Annotated in this window: 22 protein-coding genes and 6 tRNA genes; 17 read left to right on the top strand and 11 right to left on the bottom strand. The window is 69.6% G+C overall.

The features are described 5' to 3' along the window. Window positions 1-117 precede the first annotated feature (117 nt). Together ACZ6KY_RS14255 and ACZ6KY_RS14250 are read right to left on the bottom strand one after the other, a co-directional pair. The gene (locus tag ACZ6KY_RS14255; protein WP_469310558.1) at window positions 118-645 is read right to left on the bottom strand and encodes a hypothetical protein; all 528 of its coding nucleotides are present in this window, start codon (window positions 643-645) and stop codon (window positions 118-120) included. A 192-nt stretch (window positions 646-837) separates the two neighbouring features. Continuing rightward, entirely contained in the window at window positions 838-2088 is a 1251-nt protein-coding gene (locus tag ACZ6KY_RS14250; RefSeq protein ID WP_469310557.1) for a serine hydrolase domain-containing protein, read from the bottom strand. A 166-nt stretch (window positions 2089-2254) separates the two neighbouring features. Here ACZ6KY_RS14250 and ACZ6KY_RS14245 point away from each other — a divergent pair, with 166 nt between their 5' ends. From ACZ6KY_RS14245 to ACZ6KY_RS14205, 9 genes are all read left to right on the top strand, one after another. Further along, window positions 2255-2605, top strand: coding sequence for a metallopeptidase family protein (locus ACZ6KY_RS14245; RefSeq protein WP_469310556.1), 351 nt, complete (start codon window positions 2255-2257; stop codon window positions 2603-2605). 112 nt (window positions 2606-2717) lie between these two features. Next, window positions 2718-4298 carry a metallophosphoesterase family protein gene (locus ACZ6KY_RS14240; RefSeq protein ID WP_469310555.1) on the top strand — a complete coding sequence of 527 codons (1581 nt, stop codon included), beginning with the start codon at window positions 2718-2720 and terminating at the stop codon, window positions 4296-4298. A gap of 80 nt (window positions 4299-4378) precedes the next feature. Beyond that, window positions 4379-4451: transfer RNA gene (locus ACZ6KY_RS14235), tRNA-Glu, on the top strand. 46 nt (window positions 4452-4497) lie between these two features. After that, window positions 4498-4572, top strand: a tRNA-Asp gene (locus ACZ6KY_RS14230). 24 nt (window positions 4573-4596) lie between these two features. Beyond that, window positions 4597-4673 (top strand) — tRNA-Phe (locus tag ACZ6KY_RS14225). Between the two features lie 247 nt (window positions 4674-4920). Beyond that, window positions 4921-5304 (top strand): hypothetical protein, encoded by a 384-nt coding sequence (locus tag ACZ6KY_RS14220; RefSeq protein ID WP_469310554.1) that lies wholly within the window; start codon window positions 4921-4923, stop codon window positions 5302-5304. A gap of 198 nt (window positions 5305-5502) precedes the next feature. Beyond that, on the top strand, window positions 5503-9480 hold the full coding sequence (hrpA, locus tag ACZ6KY_RS14215; protein ID WP_469310553.1) for an ATP-dependent RNA helicase HrpA: 3978 nt from the start codon (window positions 5503-5505) through the stop codon (window positions 9478-9480). 95 nt (window positions 9481-9575) lie between these two features. Next, a tRNA-Asp gene (locus tag ACZ6KY_RS14210) sits at window positions 9576-9650 on the top strand. 252 nt (window positions 9651-9902) lie between these two features. Then, window positions 9903-10094 carry a DUF6274 family protein gene (locus ACZ6KY_RS14205; protein WP_469310552.1) on the top strand — a complete coding sequence of 64 codons (192 nt, stop codon included), beginning with the start codon at window positions 9903-9905 and terminating at the stop codon, window positions 10092-10094. A 467-nt stretch (window positions 10095-10561) separates the two neighbouring features. Here ACZ6KY_RS14205 and bldC read toward each other — a convergent pair whose 3' ends face one another. Continuing rightward, window positions 10562-10768: a developmental transcriptional regulator BldC gene (gene bldC / locus ACZ6KY_RS14200; RefSeq protein ID WP_003949541.1), complete on the bottom strand. Its 207-nt coding sequence runs from the start codon at window positions 10766-10768 to the stop codon at window positions 10562-10564. A 612-nt stretch (window positions 10769-11380) separates the two neighbouring features. Then, a complete protein-coding gene (locus ACZ6KY_RS14195) occupies window positions 11381-12229 on the bottom strand; it encodes a DUF8083 family protein (RefSeq protein WP_469310551.1) in 849 nt (282 codons plus the stop codon). Window positions 12230-12451: 222 nt separating this feature from the next. Between ACZ6KY_RS14195 and ACZ6KY_RS14190 the strand changes: the two genes are divergently transcribed. Next, window positions 12452-13546 carry a Leu/Phe/Val dehydrogenase gene (locus ACZ6KY_RS14190; protein ID WP_469310550.1) on the top strand — a complete coding sequence of 365 codons (1095 nt, stop codon included), beginning with the start codon at window positions 12452-12454 and terminating at the stop codon, window positions 13544-13546. A gap of 301 nt (window positions 13547-13847) precedes the next feature. Next, window positions 13848-14102 carry a DUF3073 domain-containing protein gene (locus ACZ6KY_RS14185; RefSeq protein ID WP_356376542.1) on the top strand — a complete coding sequence of 85 codons (255 nt, stop codon included), beginning with the start codon at window positions 13848-13850 and terminating at the stop codon, window positions 14100-14102. Window positions 14103-14304: 202 nt separating this feature from the next. Here ACZ6KY_RS14185 and purM read toward each other — a convergent pair whose 3' ends face one another. From purM to ACZ6KY_RS14165, 4 genes are all read right to left on the bottom strand, one after another. Then, window positions 14305-15405: a phosphoribosylformylglycinamidine cyclo-ligase gene (gene purM / locus ACZ6KY_RS14180; protein ID WP_469310549.1), complete on the bottom strand. Its 1101-nt coding sequence runs from the start codon at window positions 15403-15405 to the stop codon at window positions 14305-14307. 42 nt (window positions 15406-15447) lie between these two features. Then, on the bottom strand, window positions 15448-16974 hold the full coding sequence (purF, locus tag ACZ6KY_RS14175) for an amidophosphoribosyltransferase (protein ID WP_469310548.1): 1527 nt from the start codon (window positions 16972-16974) through the stop codon (window positions 15448-15450). Between the two features lie 61 nt (window positions 16975-17035). Next, window positions 17036-17827 (bottom strand): META domain-containing protein, encoded by a 792-nt coding sequence (locus tag ACZ6KY_RS14170; protein ID WP_469310547.1) that lies wholly within the window; start codon window positions 17825-17827, stop codon window positions 17036-17038. 55 nt (window positions 17828-17882) lie between these two features. Then, on the bottom strand, window positions 17883-18683 hold the full coding sequence (locus ACZ6KY_RS14165) for a maleylpyruvate isomerase family mycothiol-dependent enzyme (RefSeq protein WP_469310546.1): 801 nt from the start codon (window positions 18681-18683) through the stop codon (window positions 17883-17885). A gap of 266 nt (window positions 18684-18949) precedes the next feature. Here ACZ6KY_RS14165 and ACZ6KY_RS14160 point away from each other — a divergent pair, with 266 nt between their 5' ends. Then, the gene (locus ACZ6KY_RS14160) at window positions 18950-19540 is read left to right on the top strand and encodes a Uma2 family endonuclease (RefSeq protein WP_469310545.1); all 591 of its coding nucleotides are present in this window, start codon (window positions 18950-18952) and stop codon (window positions 19538-19540) included. An 86-nt stretch (window positions 19541-19626) separates the two neighbouring features. Here the strand turns inward: ACZ6KY_RS14160 and purL are convergent, their stop codons facing one another. The 3 genes from purL to purS are packed head-to-tail and all read right to left on the bottom strand — an operon-like array spanning window position 19627 to window position 22864. Next, window positions 19627-21903 (bottom strand): phosphoribosylformylglycinamidine synthase subunit PurL, encoded by a 2277-nt coding sequence (purL, locus tag ACZ6KY_RS14155; RefSeq protein WP_469310544.1) that lies wholly within the window; start codon window positions 21901-21903, stop codon window positions 19627-19629. Further along, entirely contained in the window at window positions 21900-22604 is a 705-nt protein-coding gene (gene purQ, locus ACZ6KY_RS14150; RefSeq protein WP_469310543.1) for a phosphoribosylformylglycinamidine synthase subunit PurQ, read from the bottom strand. The genes purL and purQ overlap by 4 nt, the downstream gene beginning before the upstream one ends. Continuing rightward, window positions 22601-22864 (bottom strand): phosphoribosylformylglycinamidine synthase subunit PurS, encoded by a 264-nt coding sequence (purS, locus tag ACZ6KY_RS14145; RefSeq protein ID WP_005482678.1) that lies wholly within the window; start codon window positions 22862-22864, stop codon window positions 22601-22603. Before purS ends, purQ begins: the two co-directional genes overlap by 4 nt. Before the next feature lie 361 nt (window positions 22865-23225). Here purS and ACZ6KY_RS14140 point away from each other — a divergent pair, with 361 nt between their 5' ends. The 5 genes from ACZ6KY_RS14140 to ACZ6KY_RS14120 all read left to right on the top strand — a co-directional run bounded on the left by ACZ6KY_RS14140 (window position 23226) and on the right by ACZ6KY_RS14120 (window position 25968). Beyond that, window positions 23226-23543 carry a histone-like nucleoid-structuring protein Lsr2 gene (locus ACZ6KY_RS14140; RefSeq protein WP_469310542.1) on the top strand — a complete coding sequence of 106 codons (318 nt, stop codon included), beginning with the start codon at window positions 23226-23228 and terminating at the stop codon, window positions 23541-23543. Window positions 23544-23683: 140 nt separating this feature from the next. After that, window positions 23684-23755, top strand: a tRNA-Gly gene (locus ACZ6KY_RS14135). 116 nt (window positions 23756-23871) lie between these two features. Then, window positions 23872-23944: transfer RNA gene (locus tag ACZ6KY_RS14130), tRNA-Gly, on the top strand. 168 nt (window positions 23945-24112) lie between these two features. Then, entirely contained in the window at window positions 24113-25168 is a 1056-nt protein-coding gene (locus ACZ6KY_RS14125) for an ABC transporter ATP-binding protein (RefSeq protein ID WP_469310541.1), read from the top strand. Next, window positions 25165-25968 carry an ABC transporter permease gene (locus ACZ6KY_RS14120; protein WP_469310540.1) on the top strand — a complete coding sequence of 268 codons (804 nt, stop codon included), beginning with the start codon at window positions 25165-25167 and terminating at the stop codon, window positions 25966-25968. Before ACZ6KY_RS14125 ends, ACZ6KY_RS14120 begins: the two co-directional genes overlap by 4 nt. Window positions 25969-25974: the final 6 nt, after the last annotated feature.

The following is a 25974-nucleotide window of genomic DNA, read 5'->3' as shown; positions in this document are numbered from 1 at the left end:
AGCTACCTCGGCCGCGCCGACCGCGCTGTTGAACGGGCCACATCCACGGCCTCGATCCCCGTGAACCCCGCCACATCGACCGCGTCCACGGGGCCCGGCGGCGACCCCCGGCGCCCGCTACACGGGCGAGCCCGCCTCGGGGGCCGGTTCCCGCTGGACCAGCTGCGTCACCGGCTGCTCGTGCGCCGACGACGACGGCTCCGCCGGACCGGGGTCGGGCGGCGGCGGCGACGAGACGGGCGGGGGCTCGGGGGTCGGGTCCGCCGTCGTACGCGTGGGAGTCGGTTCGCCGCCCGGCGGCACGGAGTCCGTGGACGGCCCCCCGTCCTTCTCCGTCGCCTTCGCGGACGGTTTCGCGCCCGGGGACGCCGACGCCGAGGCGCCGGCGGACGCGGACTCCCCCGGCTTCGCCGAGGCCTTGCCGCCCTTTCCGCCCTTGCCGCCCTTTCCGCTCCTCCCTCCGTACGACCCGGCTCCGCCGCCGCCCACGGCGGTCCCGCCGACGGGCGCCTCGCCGGCCCGTTGCCCCGCCGAGTGCGAGGGCCCCGGGCGCCCCGCGTCGTCGCCGACGCTCATGCAACCGGCTGCGGCGGCCACGGTCATCACCGTGGCGACCAGACGGACGGGTACGTACAAGGCGCGCACGGGCGGCCACCTCCGAACGGGGTGTCCCCCGCTCTGGAGGAGCCGGGAGCGTGGGGAGAAACGGGAGTTCTCCCTGCCCAACTCCCGCCGCCCGCAAGAAGACACGCGTCCCCGGGCCCAACCGGGCCCGGGGAGGCGCGGGGGAAGCGCGTTGGTCCCGCGCGGCGAGTGCGATCCGGGAGGCGCCTCGGGTCAGCCGATCGCCAGCGGGGCCTCGGGGGCGAGCGCGGCCGCGATGCGCTGGGCGACCACTTCGGCCATGTTGCCGTCGGGCGTGTCCTTGGTCTTGGTGGCGTTGACCGCGATGGCCAGACGGTCGGACGGGAGATACGCCTGGATCGCCGCGTAGCCCGAGAACGACGGGTTCTGCAGGACCCATCCGTTGATCACGATGACCCCGAGCCCGAAGTGCTTGGCCTCGGTCTGCTCCAGACAGACCGTGGCCGGACAGGTGGCGGTCGCGTGCCCGAGGCCGACCGTCCCGGGGTTGATCAGGGTCCGGTAGGAGCGGTGCGAGAGGAGCTCACCACTGCCGATGGCCGCTGCCGAACGGGCCAGGTCACAGACGTGCGTGGTGATGACCGCGCCGGGCGCGGTGGTCCACGACGGGTTCCAGAACGTGGACTCCTCGTAGAGGCCGCGCTCGGACGTGAAGGCGTGCAGGACCGGACGCGGGATGTCGGGGGTGAAGTTGTTCCGGGTGTTGTCGAGACCCAGCGGACCCGTGACCCGCTCCCTCAGGAACCTGTCGATCCGGGTGCCGGTGATCTTCTCGAGCGCCTGGATCAGCAGCACGTAATTGGCGTGCGAATAGCTCCAGTTGGTGCCCGGCTCGTACCAGAACGGGTGGCTGTAGGGGTACGCGAGCAGCTGCTTCGGGGTCCACTGGCGGAACGGGTGGGCCTCCAGCTCGGCCAGGAAGGCCGGGTCGGTGACGTAGTCGTGCAGCCCGGTGGTGTTGGTGGCCAGCATCCGCAGGGTGATCCGGTTCGCCTTGGGCAGAGTGGGCAGCCAGCGCTCCACGGTGTCGTCGAGGCGGATCTTCCCCTCCTGGACGAGCTGGAGGAGGGCCGTGCCGACGTAGGAGAAGGCCACGGAACCGGCACGGAAGTGCATGTCCGGCTGCGCCGGGACACCGGTCATGGACTCGCCGAGCGCGTCGGTGAGGACCTCGCGCCCATGGCTGGTGACCTTCAACTCCACTGACTTCAGATGGAGTTCGGCCTTGGCCTTGCGGGTGATCCCGAGAACCTCACGGGCCTCGCCGCCGAGAGGCCTCGCGGTCCTCACACAGTCGCCCCGGTCATGACGTCCGGGCCCCCCGGCGAACGCCGGTGCGGCGGCGGTGGTCTGGACCGTGACGGCGAGGAGCGCGGCGCAGAGGAGGGCCCCCCGGGCGCGCGCACGCGCCCTCGGACGCGTCGGGGATGAGGTGCGTGTCATGCCCGCACTATCGCCGGTCGATCAGGGGCAATTCGAAAGAACACTCCGAAAATACTATGAGACACCCCATGTGGGGCAGGCGACCGGTTTCTCCCTCCACCGGATCCGGCCCTTCCGGGCCTCCGTCGTACGCCGCCGGTGGCGTGCCGTCCCCGACAATGGCCTTGTGCTGGAGATGACGCGCGAAACCTTCGAAGAGCTCGTGAGCCAGGCGCTCGACCGGATCCCGCCCGAGCTGACCCGGGTCATGGACAACGTCGCCGTGTTCGTCGAGGACGAGCCGCCGGCGGACGACCCCGAACTGCTGGGCCTCTACGAGGGCACCCCGCTCACCGACCGGGGCGAGTGGTACGCGGGGGTGCTCCCGGACCGCATCTCGATCTACATGGGCCCCACCCTGCGCAGGTGCGAGACCTCGGACGCCGTGGTCCACGAGGTCGCCGTCACCGTGATCCACGAGATCGCCCACCACTTCGGCATCGACGACGAGCGGCTGCACGAACTGGGCTGGGGCTGACCGGAGCACGGACGGGCCCGCGGCCGGGCGCGGGCCCGCCTCCCCTCGCGGAGCCCGGCAAGAGGGGCGGAACTCCCGCATACCCGCCCCGGCCCTTGGGCATACGGGACCAATGGCCCGCGTCCTCGTTGCCGCAACCGCCACCGTCCGCCGTATGACCGACCGCGCCCGCCGGGCGCCGCACGCGCTCACCCGCCGCCACGGCCACCGCAAGGGCCCGGTGCTGGAACTCGCCGCCCGGCCGAACCCGTACGGCCGGGCATTCGGACTTCTCTGCGTCGTGCTGCTCGGCGCCTGGCTGGGACTGCTGGTGGTGGGCGACGTCCGCGTCCCGGTCGGCCCCATGAACACCACCATGACCCTGCGCCCCTCCTTCATCGGCGGCACGAAGATCAACATTTCCCCGCTCGGCGCACTGGAACTGCGCAGCCACGAGGCCCCGCTGCGCCTCGACGTGGACGTGGACCGGCTCGACCCGGAGCGCTCCCAGGCCCTCGTCGACCACCCGGAGCGGCTCGCCGGACTCCAGGACGAGATCGTGCGGGACGTCGAGCACGGCACCCTCGACCTGGCCGTCCGCTCCTGCACAGCGGTGGTCGGCGGCGCCGCCGCCCTCGGCCTCGCGGTCTACCGCCGGCCGCGCCGGGCCCTCGCCGCGGGCGGCCTCGCCCTCGCCCTGCTGGCCGCCTCGGGAGGGACCGCCTACGCCACCTGGAACCCCGAGTCCGTCCTGGAGCCGAAGTACTCCGGGCTCCTCGCCTCCGCGCCCTCCCTGGTCGGCGACGCCCGCAGCATCGTCAGTGAATTCGACGTCTACCAGAAGGAGTTGGCGCGTCTGGTGACGAACGTGACGAAGCTGTACGACGTCACCTCCACCCTCCCCGCCTACGAGCCCGACCCGACCACGATCCGGGTTCTGCACGTCTCCGACATCCATCTGAACCCGGCGAGCTGGAAGATCATCGCCTCGCTCGTGAAGCAGTACGCCATCGATGTGATCGTCGACTCCGGCGACACGATGGACCACGGCTCGACGGCCGAGAACGGCTTCCTGGACCCGATCCCCAACCTGGGCGCCCCGTACGTCTGGGTCCGCGGAAACCACGACTCGCGCGAGACACAGCGCTACCTGGAACACATGAAGAACGTGCACGTCCTCGACGACGGCCGGGCGGTCACGATCGCGGGTCTGCGCTTCGCCGGCATCGGCGACCCCCAGTTCACCCCGGACCGCTCGGTCGCGCCGGGCGGCGACGCGCGGGAGTACCTCGCGGGCGCCCGGCTGGCCTCGGCCCTGCGCGACCAGCGTGCCGCGGGCACCCCGGTGGACATCGCCATCGCCCACGAGCCGTCGGCCGCCCGCGGGACGGACGGCCAGGTGCCGATGGTGCTGGCCGGTCATCTGCACCACGAGGGGATGGAGGTCATGAAAGACGGCACACGGCTGCGTATCGAGGGTTCGACGGGCGGCAGCGGACTGCGCGCGGTCGAGGGCCAGTACCCGGACCCGATCGAGGCCTCGGTCCTCTACCTCGACCGCGACACCCGTCGGCTGCAGGCCTGGGACGAGATCGAACTGGGCGGTCTCGGCCAGACGACGGCCGAGGTCAGCCGGCATCTCCCGAAGGAGAACCAGCCCGGCGCGCCCCTGTCGCCGAGCCCCTCCCCGAGCCCCTCCGGGACCACCCCGTAAACCGTTTTGGCGATACCCCCCGCCATCCCATATGCTCATGACGTCCCCGACGCGCTGAGAAGCGCCCAGGCGGGCCGATAGCCCTCATCGTCTAGCGGCCTAGGACGCCGCCCTTTCAAGGCGGTAGCACGGGTTCGAATCCCGTTGGGGGCACGCAACACCGTGTGCGACACTATTCACGCGTCGCACACAAGAGCATGGTCCTGTGGAGCAGTTTGGAGTGCTCGCCACCCTGTCAAGGTGGAGGCCGCGGGTTCAAATCCCGTCAGGACCGCTGAGGTTTCTCCGGAAACCTCGTGGCTGGGTAGCTCAGTTGGTACGAGCGATCGCCTGAAAAGCGATAGGTCGCCGGTTCGACCCCGGCCCCAGCCACCAGAACGAAAACCCTCTCCGGGTCGCCCGGAGGGGGTTTTCGTCGTTCGCGGAACCTTAGGGGGACTCCTCGGGCGAGACCACCGTCCAGCAGAAGGCCGGCACGCTGCGGCGCCGGAAGCAGCCCGTCATCACCGGTTTCTCCGTCACGCCGACGGGTGCGATCGGTGAGGAGCGTGTGGCTTGGCACCGCGTCCGGTCGGCGCTACCTTCTGGCTGATCGAGCGGGTTCCTTCGGGGCGGGGATGACATGAGCCGGGACGAGGCCAGAGTGGTTCAGGACACCGAACTGGAGAAGGACCGGGCGCGGTACGGGCTTCTCGCGGTCGTCATCAGCAATCTCGCGATCGTCGGCGTCGCGGTCTTCGGGGTCTGGCAGCTCCACGGCGACGACGCGGTGAGCGTCGGCGTGCTGACCGCCGCCTTCACCGCGGTGAGCGGCACGACCACTGCCTACCTGGGCATCAAGGCGGTCTCGAACACGGCCAGGGCCATGGCGCAGCCGCAGGTCCCCGCCCCGGGACCAGTCCCGGCACCGGCAGCGCCCTCGGGACCGGCCGCGCCCTCGGCGGCAGTCCCGGCGCCGGCGGCGTCCCCGGAAGCAGCCCGGGACGAGCCGCATCCCCAGGAGTAGCCAGGGACCGGCCGGCGCCCCCGGGACTGCGCCGGCCGCACAGCGGCGGGCGCCGGAACGCGGTGCCGTCCAGCGTGGCGGGACCGGCTCCCGCCCGTCCCGCCACGGGTCCGGAAAGCGGCGCGGGCAGGGCCGGACGGCCGGGGCGCGCAAAAGCGTTCGCCAGCCATTTCCCCGAGGTGAGATCCTGGACCGCGTATGTCTACGCACCCTGCCCCCGCCCTCGGCGATCTCGCCGCCCGCCTGGCCGAGCTGTCCCTGCGCGACGCGCACCGGCTCGGGCGCAGGCTCGAAGGCGCACGCAAGATCCACAAGCCCGAGGCCCGCTCCGCCGTGTTCGCCGAGATCGAGGCGGAGGTCACCAAGGGCGAGGTCCGGATGGCCGCGCGCCGCGCCCGCGTGCCCGCCATCACCTATCCCGAGCAGCTCCCGGTCAGCCAGAAGAAGGACGTGATCGCGGAGGCCATCCGTGATCACCAGGTGGTGATCGTCGCCGGGGAGACCGGGTCCGGCAAGACCACCCAGATCCCGAAGATCTGCATGGAGCTGGGCCGTGGCGTCCGCGGCATGATCGGGCACACCCAGCCCCGTCGTATCGCCGCCCGTACCGTCGCCGAGCGGGTCGCGGACGAGCTGGACACCCCGCTCGGCGAGGCCGTCGGCTGGAAGGTCCGCTTCACCGACCAGGTGAACCCGGACGCCACCTTCGTCAAGCTCATGACGGACGGCATCCTGCTCGCCGAGATCCAGACGGACCGCGAGCTGCGCGCGTACGACACGATCATCATCGACGAGGCCCACGAGCGGTCCCTGAACATCGACTTCCTGCTCGGCTACCTCGCCCAGCTGCTGCCCAAGCGGCCCGATCTCAAGGTCGTGATCACCTCCGCGACCATCGACCCGGAGCGTTTCTCCCGGCACTTCGGCGAGGCCCCGATCGTCGAGGTCAGCGGGCGGACGTACCCCGTGGAGGTGCGCTACCGCCCCCTCCTGGAAGAGGACTCGGAGGACACCGACCGCGACCAGATCACCGCGATCTGCGACGCCGTCGAGGAGCTCCAGGCCGAGGGCAAGGGCGACATCCTCGTCTTCCTGTCGGGCGAGCGCGAGATCCGCGACACGGCCGACGCGCTGACGAAGAAGAACTACCGCTTCACCGAGGTGTTGCCCCTGTACGCGCGGCTCTCGCACGCCGAGCAGCACCGCGTCTTCCAGGCCCACACCGGACGCAGGATCGTTCTGGCCACCAACGTCGCCGAGACCTCCCTGACCGTCCCGGGCATCAAGTACGTCATCGACCCGGGCACCGCGCGCATCTCCCGGTACAGCCACCGCACGAAGGTGCAGCGGCTGCCCATCGAGCCGGTCTCGCAGGCCAGCGCCAATCAGCGCAAGGGCCGCTGCGGCCGTACGTCCGACGGCATCTGCGTCCGGCTGTACTCCGAGGACGACTTCCTCTCCCGGCCGGAGTTCACCGACGCCGAGATCCTCCGGACGAACCTCGCCTCCGTCATCCTCCAGATGACCGCGGCCGGCCTCGGCGACATCGAGAAGTTCCCCTTCATCGACCCGCCGGACCACCGCAACATCCGCGACGGCGTCCAGCTCCTCCATGAGCTGAACGCGCTGGACCCGGCGGAGAAGGACCACCGCAAGCGGCTCACGCCGACCGGCCGCAAGCTCGCCCAGCTGCCCGTCGACCCCCGGCTCGCCCGGATGGTCCTGGAGGCCGACAAGAACGGCTGCGCCCGCGAGGTCATGGTGATCGCGGCCGCGCTCTCCATCCAGGACCCGCGCGAGCGTCCGTCCGAGAAGCAGGCGCAGGCCGACCAGCAGCACGCCCGCTTCAAGGACGAGACGTCCGACTTCCTCGCCTTCCTCAACCTGTGGCGCTACGTCCGCGAGCAGCAGACCGAGCGCGGTTCGTCCGCGTTCCGCCGGATGTGCAAGCAGGAGTACCTGAACTTCCTGCGCATCCGCGAGTGGCAGGACATCTACAGCCAGCTGCGGACCGTCGCCAAGCAGATGGGCATCCACCTCAACGAGGAGGACGCGCCCGAGCAGAGCGTCCATGTGTCGCTGCTCGCCGGCCTGCTCTCGCACGTCGGCATGAAGGACGTGAAGGAGACCGGCGGGGAGAGCGGGAAGAGCACGGGGAAGAACGAGTACCTGGGCGCCCGCAGCGCCAAGTTCGCGATCTTCCCGGGTTCGGCGCTCTTCAAGAAGCCCCCGCGTTTCGTGATGTCCGCCGAACTCGTCGAGACCTCCCGGCTCTGGGCGCGCGTCAACGCCCGCATCGAGCCGGAGTGGGTCGAACCGCTGGCCGGCCATCTCCTCAAGCGGACGTACAGCGAACCGCACTGGGAGAAGGACCAGGCCGCCGTGATGGCGTACGAGAAGGTCACGCTGTACGGCGTGCCGATCGTCGCGCAGCGGAAGGTGAACTACGGGCGGATCGACCCGGAGGCCAGTCGCGAGCTGTTCATCCGTAACGCGCTCGTCGAGGGCGACTGGCGTACGCACCACAAGTTCTTCGCCGACAACCGCAAGCTCCTCACCGAGGTCGAGGAGCTGGAGCACCGGGCCCGCCGCCGGGACATCCTGGTCGACGACGAGACCCTGTACGACTTCTACGACCAGCGGGTGCCCGAACACGTCGTGTCCGGGGCGCACTTCGACTCCTGGTGGAAGCACAAGCGCCACGAGGAGCCCGAACTCCTCGACTTCGAGCGCTCGATGCTCATCAACGACCGGGCCGGGCAGGTCACGAAGGACGACTACCCCGACTCCTGGCTCCAGGGGCGGCTGAAGTTCCGGGTGACCTACCAGTTCGAGCCGGGGGCGGACGCGGACGGCGTGACCGTCCACGTCCCGCTCCAGGTCCTGAACCAGGTCACGGACGAGGGCTTCGACTGGCAGATCCCGGGGCTGCGGGAGGAAGTGGTGACGGAGCTGATCCGTTCCCTGCCGAAGCCGATCCGGCGGAACTACGTTCCCGCCCCGAACTTCGCGCAGAAGTTCCTGGAGCGGGCCGTGCCTCTCCAGGAGCCGCTGCCGCAGACGATGGCGCGCGAGCTCAAGCGCATGGTCGGAGTGCCGCTGACGGCGGACGACTTCGACTGGTCGCGGCTCCCCGACCACCTGAGGATCACCTTCCGGATCGTCGACGAGCGGCGCCGCAAGCTCGCCGAGGACAAGGACCTGGAGGCCCTGAAGGTCCGGCTGAAGCCGAAGGCGCGCCAGGCGATCTCGCAGGCCGCCGCGGCGACGGCGGAGCGCGAGGGCGGCGAGTCGCTGGAACGCACGGGTCTGACGGACTGGACGATCGGCACGCTCACGCGGCTCTTCGAGACGCGCCGGGCGGGCCAGCCGGTGAAGGCGTACCCGGCGCTGGTCGACGACGGGCCGGCGGCGAACACCGTCTCCGTGCGGCTCTTCGACACGGAGGCCGAGCAGGCCGAGGCCATGTGGAAGGGCACCCGCCGGCTGATCCTGCGGAACATCCCGGTCAACCCGGGCAAGTTCGCCTCGGACAAGCTCACCAACGCCCAGAAGCTCGCCCTGTCCGCGAACCCGCACGGTTCGGTCCAGGCGCTCTTCGACGACTGCGCGATGGCCGCGGCGGACAAGCTGATCGGTGACTTCGGCGGCCCGGCGTGGGACGAGGAGTCGTACCGGAAGCTCTACGACAAGGTGCGCGCCGAGATCGTCGACACGACCGTGCGCACGGTCGGGCAGGTGCAGCAGGTCCTCGCCGCCTGGCAGGCCTGCGAGCGCCGCCTGAAGGGCGTCAGGAGCCCGACGCTGCTCGCGAACCTCGCGGACGTACGCAAGCAGCTGGACGCCCTGGTGAAGCCCGGTTTCGTCACGGCGACGGGACTGCGGCGGCTGCCGGACCTGATGCGCTATCTGGTCGCCGCGGACCGCCGTCTCCAGCAGATGCCGACCGGCGTCCAGCGGGACACCAGCCGCATGGAGAAGGTCCACGAGATGCAGGACGAGTACGCCTGGCTCCTGGAGCAGCTCCCGCAGGGCCGGCCGGTGCCCTCGCCGGTCCTGGACATCCGCTGGATGATCGAGGAGCTCCGGGTCAGCTACTTCGCCCACGCGCTCGGCACGGCGTACCCCGTCTCCGACAAGCGGATCGTGAAGGCGATCGACGCCGCCGCCCCGTAACGACGTCTGTACGCGTGGTGAGTTCGACCCCGGGCCCGCCCTCCTGTACAGTCTCATTTCGCAGCACAGCGCAAGAACAAGTCGCTGCGAAACAAGGTCCTGTGGAGCAGTTTGGAGTGCTCGCCACCCTGTCAAGGTGGAGGCCGCGGGTTCAAATCCCGTCAGGACCGCGTGAAGAAAGGCCCGGAGCTTCGGCTCCGGGCCTTTTCGCATGCCCGCTCCCGTCCGCCCCCGCCCGCTTCCTCGTTTCCGCGTCGGCGCGTGCGTACCGGTCCGCGTTCGCGTGCGCGCACCGGTCCACGTACGGCCGTCGGGACCTCCAGGGGCGCCCCTGCGGCGCGTTCGCGTCCCTTGACGGCGTCACATTCCGCCGGTACCCCGGAATCCAGGGCCCTCGCCCTGCCGGCCTTCCGGAGGTGCGTATGACGGTGTCCGCTCGGCACGAGACCCGGGCTCTGCTCCGAGCCCATCTGGCGGCCGCCTCCGGGTACCGCCATCTGACGCGGCACTGCCCGATCTGTCACCGGCTCGCGCGGCTGGCCATGGAGCCCGCTCCGCACGACGAGCAGGACCCCGAGAACACCCCGGAGGACGAAAGTCCCTCGACAGCGTGACCGAGGGCCGCCTCGACGACCGTCCCGCGGCGCGCGCCCCGACGCGACACGACCTCTCGCGGCCCCAACTCCCCTAGCGCAGAAGGCTCGCGGGCGACAAGGACTGTGGCATGTGACGGGAGTCACCGCATATGTTTTCAGAAGTGTGGAACTTACCCCCCTCCTACAACCAGTCAATTTAATATGTGCAATTGCACTCCTCGTCGAGGACTTCCACAGCCGATCCGACACCCGCCCCCAGACTCCGACAAGGCCGCTCACAGGCCGGCCGTCGAGGCGCGTGGACCGCACAAAAAAGATCGCGCTGGACCCGGCGGAGTCCAGCGCGATCTACGACGCACCCTGTTCAAGTGGCGATAAAGCTTGGGCGTGAGCTCTGTTGGGGCAGAACCCGCGTCGCTTGGAGCTGCGGTGTGGACGCCTCGACGGGTTGGGGGACCCGTTGACTTGTCCGGTTATGCGATGGTTCAGGCTTCGCTGCGCTGCTGCGGGATACCCGCGAGCAGTGCGCGGACCTCAGCCTCGCGGTAACGGCGGTGTCCGCCGAGCGTGCGGATGGATGTGAGCTTGCCGGCCTTCGCCCACCGCGTGACCGTCTTGGGGTCGACGCGGAACATCGTGGCGACCTCAGCGGGGGTCAGCAGCGGCTCGGCATCAGGGGTGCGAGCGGTCATGAGCGGCCTCCTCGGGAGAACCGAACCTTCTCGGTTCTTTCCTCTAAATTCTGCACCTTGACCCGCGTTGCCCGAAATGGCGGACGCGAGTCGAGTCGGTTATAGGACGAACGGCTTGTCCTCGGCACTACAACTACACCATCCGTCCAGCCGCGTCGGCCAAACCGATGGAATTGCCCTCCCAGGTGTTCATCAGCGACGGAAGCCGATGGACCATGCCATAGCGGACAGTCACGCCACTGTGACGATCAGTCACAGGGGCGATCAGGAGTCACCAGACCCCCCAAAGCGTGCAATGCCGAGATTCCCCCCAAACATGGGCGGAGGGAGCCCTCCCCCGGGCTCCTTGTCCTATTTTGACACGAGGAGGGGGAAGCGATGCAAGAGCCGGGTAAGTGCCGTCCGTCACGCTTGACACCCGTTGACGCATAAGCCCGGATCGGGACCTACGTCCTGGACGTGAGGGTTCTTCAGCGTGTGAGGACCATACGCGAGTTCGACGGAAACCTGTGAGAAGCAGATCACACTGAACCGGGGGCCCGGGAGCCACCTCCCTCCCCACCCGAACCATGGGGCGGCGCCCGCCCCGGCCTCGCGCGCCCGCGCGACGCGTCAGTTCGACGAACGCCGGTCCCTGACCGACCGCCAGCGCTCCACCAGCCGGCCGTACGCCTCGCCCGCCGCCGCCCCGTCCCCGGTGCGCAGCGCCTCGATGCCCTCGGCGACGTCCGCCGCGGAGTGGTCGCCCTCCAGCTCCCCGGCCGGCAGCGTGTGCACGAGCCCGCCGTAGTCCAGCTCGACCAGGGAGCTCGGATGGAACTCCTCCAGCCAGCGCCCCACGTCCACCAGGCCCTCGATGAGCGGCCCTTCGTCCAGGGCGTCCCTGAGCGTCCGCAGCGCCCGCGCCGTGCGCCGCCGCGCCTGCACCATCGGTGTCCGGTAGCGCAGCAGCGGCGCGGCTCCGGCGGAGCCCGTCCCCTTCTCGTACTCCCGCTCCTCGTCCGTGACGAGCACGAACCAGTTCAGCGGCACCTGCCAGGTCGCGGTGCGGATCCACGGGCGGGCGTCGGGGTTGCGCACCAGCCAGCGCTCGTAGTCCAGCGCGGCCTGACGGCGCACCAGCGGCGGCAGCACCGCGTCCAGCACGGACGCCGGAAGCTCCTCGCCCAGCTCGTCCAGGGCCTGCCAGCCGCGCAGCCGGGTGCGCCAGGGGCAGACGCACACCACCCCGTCCACCTCGGCCACGAACGCGTCGCCGCTCTCGTGCACCGGCACGGGGACCGGCGGGGTGGGCAGCAAGTCGGCCAGCGAGCGGCGCAGTTCGTCCTGGTACGAGGGGTGCTCGGCGCGCCGGGCGTAGCGCGTCCAGTGGGCGCGCTCGGACTCGGGGAACGCGGCCAGTGGCTCGTACACCCGCAGATACGACGTGTACGGGACGATCACCGCGGACACCTTGGGCACGCCTGCTCCCTCCCCCGTCGACCACCGGGAAAACCAGCGAGAACCGCTCACAACCTGAAGAGAAATCTATGCAAATCGAACCATGGCTGTACCCCGCCCGTAGGTGATCCTGAACACTGCGCCGAGGGCGGGTCGGCACAGGCTCTAGTCTCATCCCCACGGAGCCCGCCATCCGCACGGGCCCCGCACCCAACCGCCGCTTTTTACCTGGGAGTCACCACAGTGACCGACGTAACCGGCGCGCCTGCTGATGTACTGCACACCCTTTTCCGTTCGGATCAGGGGGGTCATGAGCAAGTCGTGCTCTGCCAGGACCGCGCCAGCGGCCTCAAGGCCGTCATCGCCATCCACTCCACCGCCCTGGGCCCCGCCCTCGGCGGCACGCGCTTCTACCCGTACGCGAGCGAGCAGGAGGCCGTCGCCGACGCCCTCAACCTCGCGCGCGGGATGTCGTACAAGAACGCCATGGCCGGGCTCGACCACGGCGGCGGCAAGGCCGTCATCATCGGCGACCCCGAGCAGATCAAGTCCGAGGAGCTGCTCCTCGCGTACGGCCGGTTCGTCGCCTCGCTCGGCGGCCGGTACGTCACCGCGTGCGACGTCGGCACCTACGTGGCCGACATGGACGTCGTGGCGCGGGAGTGCCGGTGGACGACCGGCCGCTCCCCGGAGAACGGCGGCGCGGGCGACTCGTCGGTCCTGACCGCGTTCGGTGTCTTCCAGGGCATGCGGGCCTCCGCCCAGCACCTGTGGGGCGACCCGACGCTGCGTGGCCGCAAGGTCGGCGTCGCCGGCGTCGGCAAGGTGGGCCACCACCTGGTCGAGCACCTGCGCGAGGACGGCGCCGAGGTCGTGATCACGGACGTGCGGGCCGACTCCGTACGGCGGATCCTGGACCGGCACCCCTCCGGTGTCACGGCCGTCGCGGACACCGAGGCGCTCATCCGCACCGAGGGCCTCGACATCTACGCGCCGTGCGCGCTGGGCGGGGCGCTCAACGACGACTCCGTGCCGGTGCTCACCGCCCGGATCGTGTGCGGTGCCGCCAACAACCAGCTGGCGCACCCGGGTGTGGAGAAGGATCTCGCGGACCGCGGCATCCTGTACGCCCCCGACTACGTGGTGAACGCGGGCGGTGTCATCCAGGTCGCCGACGAGCTGCACGGCTTCGACTTCGACCGGTGCAAGGCGAAGGCCACGAAGATCTTCGACACCACGCTGGCCATATTCGCACGTGCGAAGCAGGACGGGATTCCGCCGGCCGCGGCGGCCGACCGGATCGCCGAGCAGCGGATGGCGGAGGCGCGGAGTCACTGACCCCTTCCGGGGCCATAGGCGCTTGTCAGGGACCCGTCGGCGGCCGGTTGGGAGAGAACTCTCACGTCTGTCGGCGGGTCGTACGCCAAGAAGAGGTTAAAATCGCGGTTGACCAGCGAGGACAGGGCACCTCGCGGGTTCTGGGTGAAGGCGCGTGCTGCGGGCGACGTACCGTATGGGCGCGGGCTCAGGTACCGTGGAAGCCCTACGGACCGGTCTCTCCACGGAGAGTCCGTTCCAGATCATGAACGCGTGTCAAGACTCTGGGGCCGTCGAGCCCCGTATCCGAGGGGGTCGAGCCATGGGGCGCGGCCGGGCAAAGGCCAAGCAGACGAAGGTCGCCCGCCAGCTGAAGTACAGCAGCGGCGGGACTGACCTCTCGCGTCTGGCCAATGAGCTGGGCGCTTCGACTTCGAGCCAGCCGCCGAATGGCGAGCCGTTCGAAGACGACGACGAGGAAGACGACCCGTACGCACAGTACGCGGATCTCTACAACGACGACGACGAGGACGAGGACGAGGAGTCCGGTCCCCAGTCGCAACGTCGCGGCGCTTGACGCAACAGCGTCCCTCGCAGTTTCCGCGATCTCTTCTCGTAGCGGATCTCCTGGCGTGGGCTTCTGGTAGATCCCGCCTGGCGGTTTTCTCGTAGCGACTGCACTTCACCCGGTCCGGGGCCTCAGCGCCGGACCGGGTTTCGTGCTGCTTCGGGGGCTTCGGCCCGCTGGTCGCCGGCTTCAGCCCCCGTGGTCGCCTGCTTCAGTTCGCGTAGTCGCCGATGAGCGCCGCGCCCGTCGTGTGGTCCCCGCGCTCGGTGATCTCACCGGCGATCCAGGCGTCCACTCCGCGGTCCGCGAGGACGGCGAGGGCGACCTCGGCGGACTCCTCGGGAACGATCGCCATCATGCCGACGCCCATGTTCAGCGTCTTCTCCAGCTCCAGGCGCTCGACGCCACCGGTCCTGCCGACCAGGTCGAAGACCGGCGCGGGGGTCCAGGTCTCGCGGTCGACCACGGCGTGCAGACCGTCCGGGACGACCCGCGCCAGGTTGGCCGCCAGGCCGCCGCCGGTGATGTGGCTGAAGGCGTGCACCTCGGTGCTCTTCGTCAGCGTCAGGCAGTCCAGCGAGTAGATCTTGGTGGGCTCCAGGAGCTCCTCGCCGAGCGTGCGGCCGAACTCCTCGATGTGCTGGTCCAGGCGCAGGTTCGCCCGGTCGAAGAGGACGTGCCGGACGAGCGAGTACCCGTTCGAGTGAAGACCGGAGGCCGCCATGGCGATCACCGCGTCACCCGTACGGATGCGATCCGGGCCGAGGAGCTGGTCGGCCTCGACGACGCCCGTACCGGCGCCCGCGACGTCGAAGTCGTCCGGACCGAGCAGACCGGGGTGTTCGGCCGTCTCGCCGCCCACCAGGGCGCATCCCGCCAGGACACAGCCCTCGGCGATGCCCTTCACGATGGCCGCCACCCGCTCCGGGTGGACTTTGCCCACACAGATGTAGTCGGTCATGAAGAGCGGCTCGGCGCCGCACACCACGATGTCGTCCATGACCATCGCGACGAGGTCGTGGCCGATGGTGTCGTACACGCCCAGCTGCCGGGCGATGTCGACCTTGGTGCCCACACCGTCGGTGGCGGAGGCGAGCAGCGGACGCTCGAAACGCTTGAGGGCGGAGGCGTCGAAGAGGCCGGCGAAGCCGCCGAGGCCACCGAGGACCTCGGGGCGCTGCGTCTTCTTCACCCACTCCTTCATCAGTTCAACGGCGCGGTCGCCCGCCTCGATGTCGACTCCGGCAGCCGCGTAGGACGCACCGGAGGCACTGCCTGTCGCCGGAGGGGACTGATCAGACACAGAAGGCATTGCCTGGGATCTTTCGGGTTGGTGAAACGGGGCTCTGCGGCGCTACGGGCGACGGATGGCGTCAGCCGCGGCCGTGGCTGCGGGACCCGCGGCCAGCTCGGTCTCCAGGAGCTGCTTGCCGAGCAGTTCGGGGTCGGGAAGCTCCATCGGGTACTCGCCGTCGAAGCAGGCGCGGCACAGATTCGGCTTGTCGATCGTCGTGGCCTCGATCATCCCGTCGATGGAGATGTACGAGAGGGAGTCGGCGCCGAGCGAGGTGCCGATCTCCTCGATGGTCATGCCGTTCGCGATCAGCTCGGCGCGGGTCGCGAAGTCGATGCCGAAGAAGCAGGGCCACTTCACGGGCGGGGAGGAGATCCGGATGTGGACCTCGGCCGCACCGGCCTCGCGGAGCATCCGGACCAGGGCGCGCTGGGTGTTGCCGCGCACGATCGAGTCGTCGACGACGACCAGGCGCTTGCCCTTGATGACTTCCTTGAGCGGATTCAGCTTCAGGCGGATTCCGAGCTGGCGGATCGTCTGCGACGGCTGGATGAAGGTCCGGCCGACATACGCGTTCTTGACCAGGCCGGCGCCGAACGGGATGCCGGAGGCCTCCGCGTAACCGATCGCGGCGGGCGTCCCGGACTCCGGAGTCGCTATCACCAGGTCGGCCTCCACAGGGGCTTCCTTGGCGAGTTTGCGGCCCATCTCGACGCGCGAGAGGTACACGTTCCGGCCGGCGATGTCCGTGTCGGGGCGGGCCAGGTAGACGTACTCGAAGATGCAGCCCTTGGGCTTCGCTTCCGCGAATCGCGAGCTCCGCAGGCCGTTCTCGTCGATGGCGACGAACTCGCCCGGCTCGATCTCGCGCACATAGCTGGCGCCGCAGATGTCGAGGGCCGCGGACTCGGAGGCCACCACCCAGCCACGCTCCAGGCGGCCGAGGACCAGCGGGCGGATGCCCTGCGGGTCACGGGCGGCGTAGAGGGTGTGCTCGTTCATGAACACGAGCGAGAAGGCGCCCATGACCTGGGGGAGGACCTTGGCGGAGGCCTCTTCCATGGTCAGCGGCTTGCCGTCGTCGTCGACCTGGGCCGCGAGGAGCGCGGTGAGCAGGTCGGTGTCGTTGGTGGCCGCCACACGGGTGGTGCGGCCCTCCTGCTTGGGCAGGTCCGCGACCATCTCGGCGAGCTGCGCCGTGTTGACCAGGTTGCCGTTGTGGCCGAGCGCGATGGAACCGTGCGCGGTGGCGCGGAACGTCGGCTGGGCGTTCTCCCACACGGAGGCACCGGTGGTCGAGTAGCGGGCGTGACCGACCGCGATATGACCCTGGAGCGAACCGAGCGAGGTCTCGTCGAAGACCTGGGACACGAGGCCCATGTCCTTGAAGACGAGGATCTGGGAGCCGTTGCTGACCGCGATTCCCGCGGATTCCTGACCCCGATGCTGGAGGGCGTAGAGCCCGAAGTAAGTGAGCTTGGCGACCTCTTCGCCCGGAGCCCAGACACCGAAGACGCCACAAGCGTCCTGGGGGCCTTTCTCACCGGGGAGCAGATCATGATTGAGTCGACCGTCACCACGTGGCACGGCACCGAGTGTAGGCGAGATCGACCACTGGTCCGAATTGGGGATATGGGCCCTCAGTTGATCACTTGGCGGCCACCGCGCTGACGACAGTGCCGTTCTCGCTGGTCAGCGCGATGCCGCGATGATCCAACGTGTAGGCGACCTTGCCGTCGAAGAGCCCCAGCAGTGTCTTCTCGGTCCTCATGAGTGAGTCTTGGCACATCATGCGGGTGGTCCTGGCCGGACCGAGGGTGATATGTCCGTCGCCGACGGTGGCCTGGGCGGACGCGTGGTTGCAGCCGAGCCGGCCGTCGAAGGTGCCGTCCGCGCGGAGGACGAAGAACGCGTTCGCCCCCTTCGGGAGCGGTTGGGAGACGTTCTTGTCACCCAGTGCCGTGACCGTCCACTTCGTCCCCCGCAGGGGTGCGTCCTTCTCCCTCGTGAGGCTGATCCGGTCGCCGCCGTCGGTGGTGAGCGTCAGCCGGTCGCCGTCGGCCTTCGCCGTGAACGCGCCCTTGTCCGCGAAGGTGCGGCCGAGGCTCCGCTCGAAGCTCATCGGGCCGTTCTCGCAGGCCATGTCGGTCGTCCACATCCCGCCGAACGCGACACGGTCACCCTCGAAGGTGGCTTTCGAACCGAACCCGTTGCAGCCGAGGTTGCCGCTGACGCGACCGTCGTCACCGATCTTCAGATACGCGCCGGAGGGTGCCCGCGCGGTCTTCCCGTCCACGGTGAGACGGTCGACCGTCCAGTGGACCCCGGTCACGGACGCCGTCTCCGTCCGGGCCGAACCGCCCCCCGCCGTCTGGGTACCGCACGCGGCCGCAAGGGGAAGCAGGGTCAGGACACCGAGGGTCATTCGCTGCTTGTCCATGCCGATGTGACGGGAGGGGTGGGGGACCGGTTCCCCGAGGGTGATGCGGGTGGGTTCAGCCCATCAGGGGCAGCAGCGCGGCCAGATCGGCGCGCTCACCGCTCGCGCTGACCTTCGCGTCGTCCAGCGCCGCCTTCCACCGCGTGCGTCCCGTCGCCAGCCGGATCCAGGTCAGCGGGTCCGTCTCGACGACGTTCGGCGGAGTGCCACGGGTGTGCCGGGGCCCTTCCACGCACTGCACGACGGCGTACGGCGGGATCCGGACCTCCGTCGACGCGCCGGGCGCCTTCACGGCGATGGCGTCGGCGAGCAGCCGGGTGCAGGCGGCGAGGGCCTGGCGGTCGAAGGGGATGTCGAGCCCGGGGACGGCCGCGTTCAAGTCGTCGGTGTGGACGACGAGTTCCACGGTGCGGGTGACGAGGTAGTCGGCGAGGGTCATCGCGCCGGTACCGGTGGCGAGCAGCCGGGTGCCGGCGGGGTGCGCGGCGAGCCGCTCGGCGAAACGCTCCCCGACGCCGGCGAGGTAGGCGACGGGATCAGGACGGCGCTCGGCGAGTTGCCGGGCCGTGTCGGCGATGTCCCCGGAGTTCGCGGACGTCCCGAACGGCCAGTCGAGCACGGCGACCTCCGCCTTCGCGGGAGCGGGCCGGTCGAGGTTCCGGCCGACCACGTCGAGGGCCGTCCCGATGTGCGCGACCAGCTCCCGCACCGACCACTCACCAAGCCTCGTGGGCAGGGCGAGTTGCTCCGGGGTGAGGGTACGGACACCCTCCCGTACGTTCCCGAACTGCGCCCGCACGGCGGCGCGGATCTTGGCGGGGTCGTACGTCCGTGCGCGCTTCTTGACCGGAGGCATGGCTGGGAGCCTATGGCTTGACGGCAGATCCGTTCAGGCCCCCGGGCGGTGGCCAGGCGCGGAAGGGCGACGCTCCGCGCTGAAGCGTCAACGCCCACGCGTACCCGGCCCGCACGAACGAGGCGAACGAGGCGAACGAGGCGAACGAGGCGAACGAGGCGAACGAGGCGAACGAGGACGGTCACCCGTGAGCGTGAACGGCGGCGAAAGCCACCCGGCGCCACCGGACGTGGACAACACTGGCCTGCGCCTGGAAGGGGGTGAACATGATGGCTATGGCCGAGCACACGTCTCAGATGTCGGTGGAGGAGTTCGAAACGATCGCCTCCGCCGCTCCCGAGACCGTCACGTCGGAATTCATCAACGGACGGATCGGGGTCGAGAAGGCGACCGACGGAGACCAGAACACCATCGTGACCTGGCTGGCCCGACGCTGTATGCAGGCCAGGCCCGACCTGGACCTGTATCAGGGCCGAGGGCTCCGGGTGGAGGCGTATCGAGAGGGCAGGGCGAAACCGGACGCGGTGCTCACGCCCGAAGCCCACTTCGCGGGTGCGGGCGAATGGGCCGACCCGGACGGAACGCTCATGGTCGTCGAGGTCACCTCGTACGACTCCGACTCCGACACCGACCGACGGGACCGGCACGAGAAGCCGGCCGCCTACGGCCAGGCCGGAACCCCGGTGTACCTCCTGGTCGACCGGGACTCCCGCACCATCACCGTGCACAGCGCCCCGGACCGGAAGGTCGGGGGATACCGCACCCTTCACACGGCGAAGTTCGGCGAGACGGTGTCCGTCCCCGACCCGATCGGCATCGAACTCGACACGGAGATCCTCAAAAGCTACGTCCGATGAACCGAGAAGCCCCCGTCCGGAACCGCATCCGGGCGGGGGCTTCGCCGTACAGGCCGTTCAGCCCGTACGGGCTCGGGCTGAACCGGTTACGCCAGCAGCGCCGGGATCGTCGCCTCGTGGGCCGTGCGCAGCTCGGTCAGGGAGAGTACGAACTCGCCCTGGACGTCGATCACCGCGGTCGCGTCCGACTCGGTGCCGTCGACGACACCGATGCGGGTGACGGGCAGACCCCGGGCACCGCACATGTCGTTGAAGCGGAGCTCCTCCGAGCGCGGGACGGCGACGACCGCGCGGCCCGCCGACTCCGAGAACAGGAAGGTGAACGCGTCGAGACCGTCGGGGACGATCAGCCGCGCGCCCTTGCCGCCCTGCAGCGCCGACTCGACCACGGCCTGGACGAGACCGCCGTCGGACAGGTCGTGCGCGGAGTCGATCATGCCGTCGCGGGAGGCCGAGATGAGGATCTCGGCGAGCAGCCGCTCGCGCTCCAGGTCGACCTTCGGCGGCAGACCACCGAGGTGGTCGTGGATGACCTGCGACCAGGCCGAGCCGCCGAACTCCTCGCGGGTGTCACCGAGCAGGTAGAGGAGCTGGCCCTCTTCCTGGAAGGCGACCGGGGTGCGGCGGGCGACGTCGTCGATGACGCCCAGCACGGCCACGACGGGGGTCGGGTGGATGGCGGCCTCGCCGGTCTGGTTGTACAGCGAGACGTTGCCGCCGGTCACCGGGGTGCCCAACTGCAGGCAGCCGTCGGCCAGTCCACGGATCGCCTCGACGAACTGCCACATGACGGCCGGGTCCTCGGGCGAGCCGAAGTTCAGGCAGTCGGAGACGGCGAGCGGCTTGGCGCCGGTCGTCGCGACGTTGCGGTACGCCTCGGCGAGGGCCAACTGCGCGCCCGTGTAAGGGTCGAGCTTGGCGTAACGGCCGTTGCCGTCGGTCGCGATGGCGACGCCGAGCCCGGTCTCCTCGTCGATGCGGATCATGCCCGAGTCCTCGGGCTGGGCCAGCACCGTGTTGCCCTGCACGAAGTGGTCGTACTGGGAGGTGATCCAGGACTTGGAGGCCTGGTTCGGGGAGGAGACGAGCCTGAGGACCTGGTCCTTCAGTTCCTCGCCCGTCGCCGGGCGGGGCAGCTTGTTCGCGTCGTCGGCCTGGAGCGCGTCCTGCCACTCGGGGCGGGCGTAGGGGCGCTCGTAGACCGGGCCGTCGTGCGCGACCGTGCGCGGGTCGACGTCGACGATCTTGCCGCCGTGCCAGAAGATCTCCAGCCGGTCGCCGTCGGTGACCTCACCGATGACGGTGGCGATGACGTCCCACTTGTCGCAGATCTCCAGGAACCGGTCGACCTTCGACGGCTCGACGACCGCGCACATGCGTTCCTGCGACTCGCTCATGAGGATTTCCTCGGGCGAGAGAGTCGAGTCCCGCAGGGGTACGTCGTCCAGCGTCACGCGCATACCGCCGGAGCCGTTGGACGCCAACTCGCTGGTGGCGCAGGACAGTCCGGCCGCGCCGAGGTCCTGGATGCCGACGACCAGCTTCTCGGCGAAGGCCTCCAGGGTGCACTCGATGAGGAGCTTCTCCTGGAAGGGGTCACCGACCTGGACGGCGGGACGCTTCGACGGCTTGGCGTCGTCGAAGGTCTCCGAGGCGAGGATCGACGCGCCGCCGATGCCGTCGCCGCCCGTGCGGGCCCCGTACAGGATGACCTTGTTGCCGGTGCCGGACGCCTTCGCGAGGTGGATGTCCTCGTGCCGCATGACGCCGATGGCGCCGGCGTTGACGAGCGGGTTGCCCTGGTAACAGGCGTCGAAGACGACCTCGCCGCCGATGTTGGGCAGGCCCAGGCAGTTGCCGTAGCCGCCGATGCCCGCGACGACGCCCGGCAGGACGCGCTTGGTGTCGGGGTGGTCGGCCGCGCCGAAGCGCAGCGGGTCGACGACCGCGACCGGGCGGGCGCCCATGGCGATGATGTCGCGCACGATGCCGCCGACGCCGGTGGCCGCGCCCTGGTAGGGCTCGACGTACGACGGGTGGTTGTGCGACTCGACCTTGAAGGTGACCGCGTAGCCCTGGCCGACGTCGACGACACCGGCGTTCTCGCCGATGCCGACGAGCAGCGCGTCGGACTGCGGGGCCTTCTCGCCGAACTGGCGGAGGTGGACCTTCGAGGACTTGTAGGAGCAGTGCTCGGACCACATGACGGAGTACATGGCGAGCTCGGCGCCGGTGGGCCGGCGGCCGAGGATCTCGACCACGCGCTCGTACTCGTCCTTCTTCAGGCCCAGTTCGGCCCAGGGCAGCTCGACGTCGGGGGTCGCGGCCGCGTTCTCGACCGTGTCCAGAGGCGTGCGGCTCATGCGTTGACCAGCTTCTTGAGGATCGAGGTGAAGAAGGGGAGGCCGTCGGTGCGGCCGGAGCCGACGAGCGGCTCGACGGCGTGCTCCGGGTGCGGCATCAGCCCGACGACGTTGCCCGCCTCGTTCGTGATGCCGGCGATGTCGCGCAGCGAGCCGTTCGGGTTGCCGCATCCATCAGCGGCTTCGCCACGGACCACGTAGCGGAACGCGACCCGGCCCTCGGCCTCCAGCATGTCGAGCGTGTGCTCGTCGGCGACGTACCGCCCGTCCATGTTCTTCAGCGGGATGTTGATCTCCTGGCCGGCCGTGTAGTCGGCGGTCCAGGCGGTGTCCGCGTTCTCCACCCGCAGCTTCTGGTCACGGCAGATGAAGTGGAGGTGGTTGTTGCCGAGCATCGCGCCGGGGAGAAGGTGCGCCTCGGTGAGGACCTGGAAGCCGTTGCAGATGCCGAGAACCGGCATTCCGGACTTCGCCTGCTCGATGACGGTCTCCATCACCGGCGAGAAGCGCGAGATGGCGCCCGCCCGCAGATAGTCGCCGTACGAGAAACCGCCGGGCAGCACCACGGCGTCGACCTGCTTGAGGTCCTTGTCCTTGTGCCAGAGAGCTACGGGTTCGGCGCCCGCCAGCCGGATCGCGCGCTGCGTGTCGCGGTCGTCGAGGCTGCCGGGAAAGGTGACGACTCCAATACGAGCGGTCACTTTCCGGCCTCCGCGACTTCCTCGACCTTGACGGTGAAGTCCTCGATCACGGTGTTGGCGAGGAAGGATTCCGCCAGTTCATGGATGCGGGCGAGGGCGGCGTCGTCCACCGGTCCGTCCACTTCCAGTTCGAATCGCTTTCCCTGACGGACGTCGGAGACACCTTCGAAACCGAGGCGCGGCAGTGCACGCTGCACCGCCTGGCCCTGGGGGTCGAGGATCTCCGGCTTGAGCATGACGTCGACTACGACGCGTGCCACTGGCACTCCCGGTGTGTGGTGCTGAGCAGGTCCCTTCAGACTACCCGTACAAAATTTCTACTCGCGTAGATTCGTAGAATCCTACGTGACCCCGATCACGATCCCGCATCGGCGCGGGGGCATCGACGGAAAATCCTGGGAAAAACCGCAGAAGAGCGGTAGGACTCCATTGCCTTCGGACACGCGGGGGGATTTAGTCGGGCTTCACAATGCAATGCCGGGCACTGTACAAAGGAATTGGCAATAGCCGATACTTTGCTCAATAACAGCCGGACAGTCGACATCTCCCCGACAACTCCGTGGCGTCCACGCACGTCATGACCGTTGATCGCGGAGGTGCCGCACGAAGGGACCGATATTCGTGGCGCAGCGTGTCGTGGTCACTCTCTTTGACGACATCGACGGCTCGGAAGCGGCGGAAACGATCGCCTTCGGACTCGACGGCAAGTCGTACGAGATCGACCTCAATCCATCCAATGCCGAGGAACTGCGTAAGCGGCTCGAGCCGTACGTCGAGGCCGGCCGCAAGCAGTCGAAGTCCGGGAAGGCGTACACGCACACCGCGCTGACGCCCGACCCGGCCGCGGTCCGCGCCTGGGCCCGCTCCAACAAGATGGACGTGCCGCCGCGCGGCCGGATCCCCAAGCGGGTCTACGAGGCGTTCGCCGAGGCGCACTGAGCCGGCGCCCCGGGCGGGGTGCCGCGAGACCCCTCCACCGGACCCCTGGAACAACCGACTTGCGCTGACCCCCGCCTGATCAGCTAGAGTCTGGAACACGCCGAGGGGCCAGGCCGAAAAAGCCGGAACCCGAAGGTCGTGCGGGTGTAGTTCAGTAGCAGAACATCCCCCTTCCAGGGGGAAGGCGCAGTGTGCAATTCCTGTCACCCGCTCTGCATCGCTTACCGATCACGCATGGGGGTTCCCCCTGCTCGAGCTTGTCGAGAGCTTGAGGGCGATCAGGTAGAGTGGTGCTCGCGCCGATCGGTGGAAGCCGGTCGGAGGCAATGCGGACGTAGCTCAGTTGGTAGAGCGCAACCTTGCCAAGGTTGAGGTCGCCAGTTCGAACCTGGTCGTCCGCTCCGCGAAGCAAAGGCCCCGGTCAGTCGACCGGGGCCTTTGTCGTATTCACGTATCACCGGCCGCTCATGTCCGGGTGCGCTCATGTCCGGACGCCGTCTGACATTTGTCATGCGGAGTGATGACAACGCGCACTGCTGCCGGGACCCGTCCGCCGGGACGCTGATCTCATGAACACGAACGAGCGAGATGACGTGATCGAGGTCACTGATCTGCGGCGCGTGTACGGGGGCGACGGAAGAGCTTTCGAGGCGGTGCGCGGAGTCACCTTCTCCGTGGGCCGCGGTGAGCTCTTCGCTCTTCTCGGCACCAATGGCGCGGGCAAGACCTCCACCGTCGAGGTGATCGAGGGTCTGGCGCCCCCGGCCGGCGGGCGCGTGCGGGTCCTCGGGCACGATCCGTACGCGGACCGGGCCGCCGTACGCCCCCGTATCGGCATGATGCTCCAGGAAGGCGGATTCCCTTCCGAGCTGACGGTCGCGGAGACCGCGCGGATGTGGGCCGCGTGCACCAGTGGGGCCCGGCCCATGGAACAGGCACTGGACAGGGCCGGCCTCGCGCACCGCTCCGACGTGCGCGTGAAGCAGTTGTCCGGCGGTGAGAAGCGGCGCCTTGACCTGGCGCTCGCGATCCTCGGCGCCCCCGAGGTCCTCTTCCTCGACGAGCCCACGACCGGACTCGACGTCGAAGGCCGCCGCGGCACCTGGGAGTTGATCCGTGAACTGCGCGACGGCGGGACCACGGTCCTGCTGACCACCCACTATCTGGAGGAGGCGGAGGTACTCGCCGACCGGCTGGCGATCCTCCACGAAGGACGGATCGCTGCCCTCGGCACTCCCGCCGAGGTGACCGCCTCCCAGCCGTCGCACGTCTCCTTCGAGCTGCCCGACGGCTACTTCCCCGGCGATCTGCCCCCGCTGCCGGAACTCGGTGTGAGCGGCCACGAGACAGCGGGCCGCGTGATCAGGCTGCGCACCCACGAGCTGCAACGGACGGCCACCGCCCTGCTCGTGTGGGCCGAGCGGGCGCGGGTCGAGCTGCGGAGGCTCGATGTGCGCTCGGCCTCCCTGGAGGAGGCGTTCCTGCGGATCGCGCGGGAGGCGGCGACGCAGGGCGCGCACGGGCCGAGGACGGCGGAACCGGCCTCGGACGCCCGGAAGACGGCCGGGCGTTCCCGGGACGACAGGACCGCCGCGAAAGCGCGGAAGAGGGGGACAGCGGCATGAGCGGAACGGCAGTCACCACCGGCGCCGGCACGCCGAGGACCACGGCCGCCGGCCGGACGAGAGCACTGGCACGCGCCGAACTGACGCTGCTGGGCCGCACCAAGGCGACCCTCGCGGCAGCGGTGTTCGTACCGCTGGTCATGCCGTTCATGCTCCGCTCGACCGTCGACACGATGGACCTGAAGGGCACCGGACTCACCGTCGGGTCGATCCTGCTCCCCTCCTCCATCGGCTTCTCGCTCCTCTTCGCCGTCTACAGCTCCCTGGTGAGCGTGTACGCGGCCCGCCGCGAGGAACTCGTCCTCAAGCGGCTGCGCACCGGGGAGCTGCGGGACGTCGAGATCCTCGCGGGCGCCGCGCTGCCCTCGGTCGCGATCGGTCTCGCCCAGTGCCTGATCCTGACCGTCGCCTACCGGGTGACACTCGGCGTCGGCACCCCCAAGGAACCCCAACTCGTCCTGCTGGGACTGCTGCTGGCGCTCATCACCTGGCCGGCGCTCGCCGCCGTCACCGCGAGCTTCAGCAAGAGCGTCGAGGGGGCCCAGGTCGCGGCCACGCCCCTGACGCTGGTGTCGCTGGTCGGCTCCGGGACCTTCATCCCCCTGGAGACGCTGCCCGACGGCATGGCCCCGTTCTGCGAACTGCTGCCGCTCACCCCGGTGATCACCCTGATCCGCGGCGGCTGGACCGGGCACCTCTCCGCCCACGACACCGCGGGCGCCCTCTTCACGGCGGTGGCCTGGACGGTGATCGCGGTGTTTGCTGTACGCCGGTGGTTCCGCTGGGAGCCGCGGCGGTGACCACGG

The sequence above is a fragment of the Streptomyces sp. NPDC042002 genome, assembly GCF_055588305.1.
This window is presented reverse-complemented; position numbering and strand designations above follow the sequence as displayed.

Bases quoted from the DNA above. Each gene is read 5' to 3' on its own strand.
- purL (WP_469310544.1), bottom strand. From the start codon at position 21,903: ATGAGCCGCACGCCTCTGGACACGGTCGAGAACGCGGCCGCGACCCCC.
- ACZ6KY_RS14220 (WP_469310554.1), top strand. From the start codon at position 4,921: ATGAGCCGGGACGAGGCCAGAGTGGTTCAGGACACCGAACTGGAGAAG.
- ACZ6KY_RS14125 (WP_469310541.1), top strand. From the start codon at position 24,113: ATGAACACGAACGAGCGAGATGACGTGATCGAGGTCACTGATCTGCGG.
- hrpA (WP_469310553.1), top strand. From the start codon at position 5,503: ATGTCTACGCACCCTGCCCCCGCCCTCGGCGATCTCGCCGCCCGCCTG.
- ACZ6KY_RS14205 (WP_469310552.1), top strand. From the start codon at position 9,903: ATGACGGTGTCCGCTCGGCACGAGACCCGGGCTCTGCTCCGAGCCCAT.
- ACZ6KY_RS14240 (WP_469310555.1), top strand. From the start codon at position 2,718: ATGGCCCGCGTCCTCGTTGCCGCAACCGCCACCGTCCGCCGTATGACC.
- bldC (WP_003949541.1), bottom strand. From the start codon at position 10,768: ATGACCGCTCGCACCCCTGATGCCGAGCCGCTGCTGACCCCCGCTGAG.
- purM (WP_469310549.1), bottom strand. From the start codon at position 15,405: ATGCCTTCTGTGTCTGATCAGTCCCCTCCGGCGACAGGCAGTGCCTCC.
- ACZ6KY_RS14185 (WP_356376542.1), top strand. From the start codon at position 13,848: ATGGGGCGCGGCCGGGCAAAGGCCAAGCAGACGAAGGTCGCCCGCCAG.
- ACZ6KY_RS14170 (WP_469310547.1), bottom strand. From the start codon at position 17,827: ATGGACAAGCAGCGAATGACCCTCGGTGTCCTGACCCTGCTTCCCCTT.
- ACZ6KY_RS14120 (WP_469310540.1), top strand. From the start codon at position 25,165: ATGAGCGGAACGGCAGTCACCACCGGCGCCGGCACGCCGAGGACCACG.
- ACZ6KY_RS14160 (WP_469310545.1), top strand. From the start codon at position 18,950: ATGATGGCTATGGCCGAGCACACGTCTCAGATGTCGGTGGAGGAGTTC.
- ACZ6KY_RS14250 (WP_469310557.1), bottom strand. From the start codon at position 2,088: ATGACACGCACCTCATCCCCGACGCGTCCGAGGGCGCGTGCGCGCGCC.
- ACZ6KY_RS14165 (WP_469310546.1), bottom strand. From the start codon at position 18,683: ATGCCTCCGGTCAAGAAGCGCGCACGGACGTACGACCCCGCCAAGATC.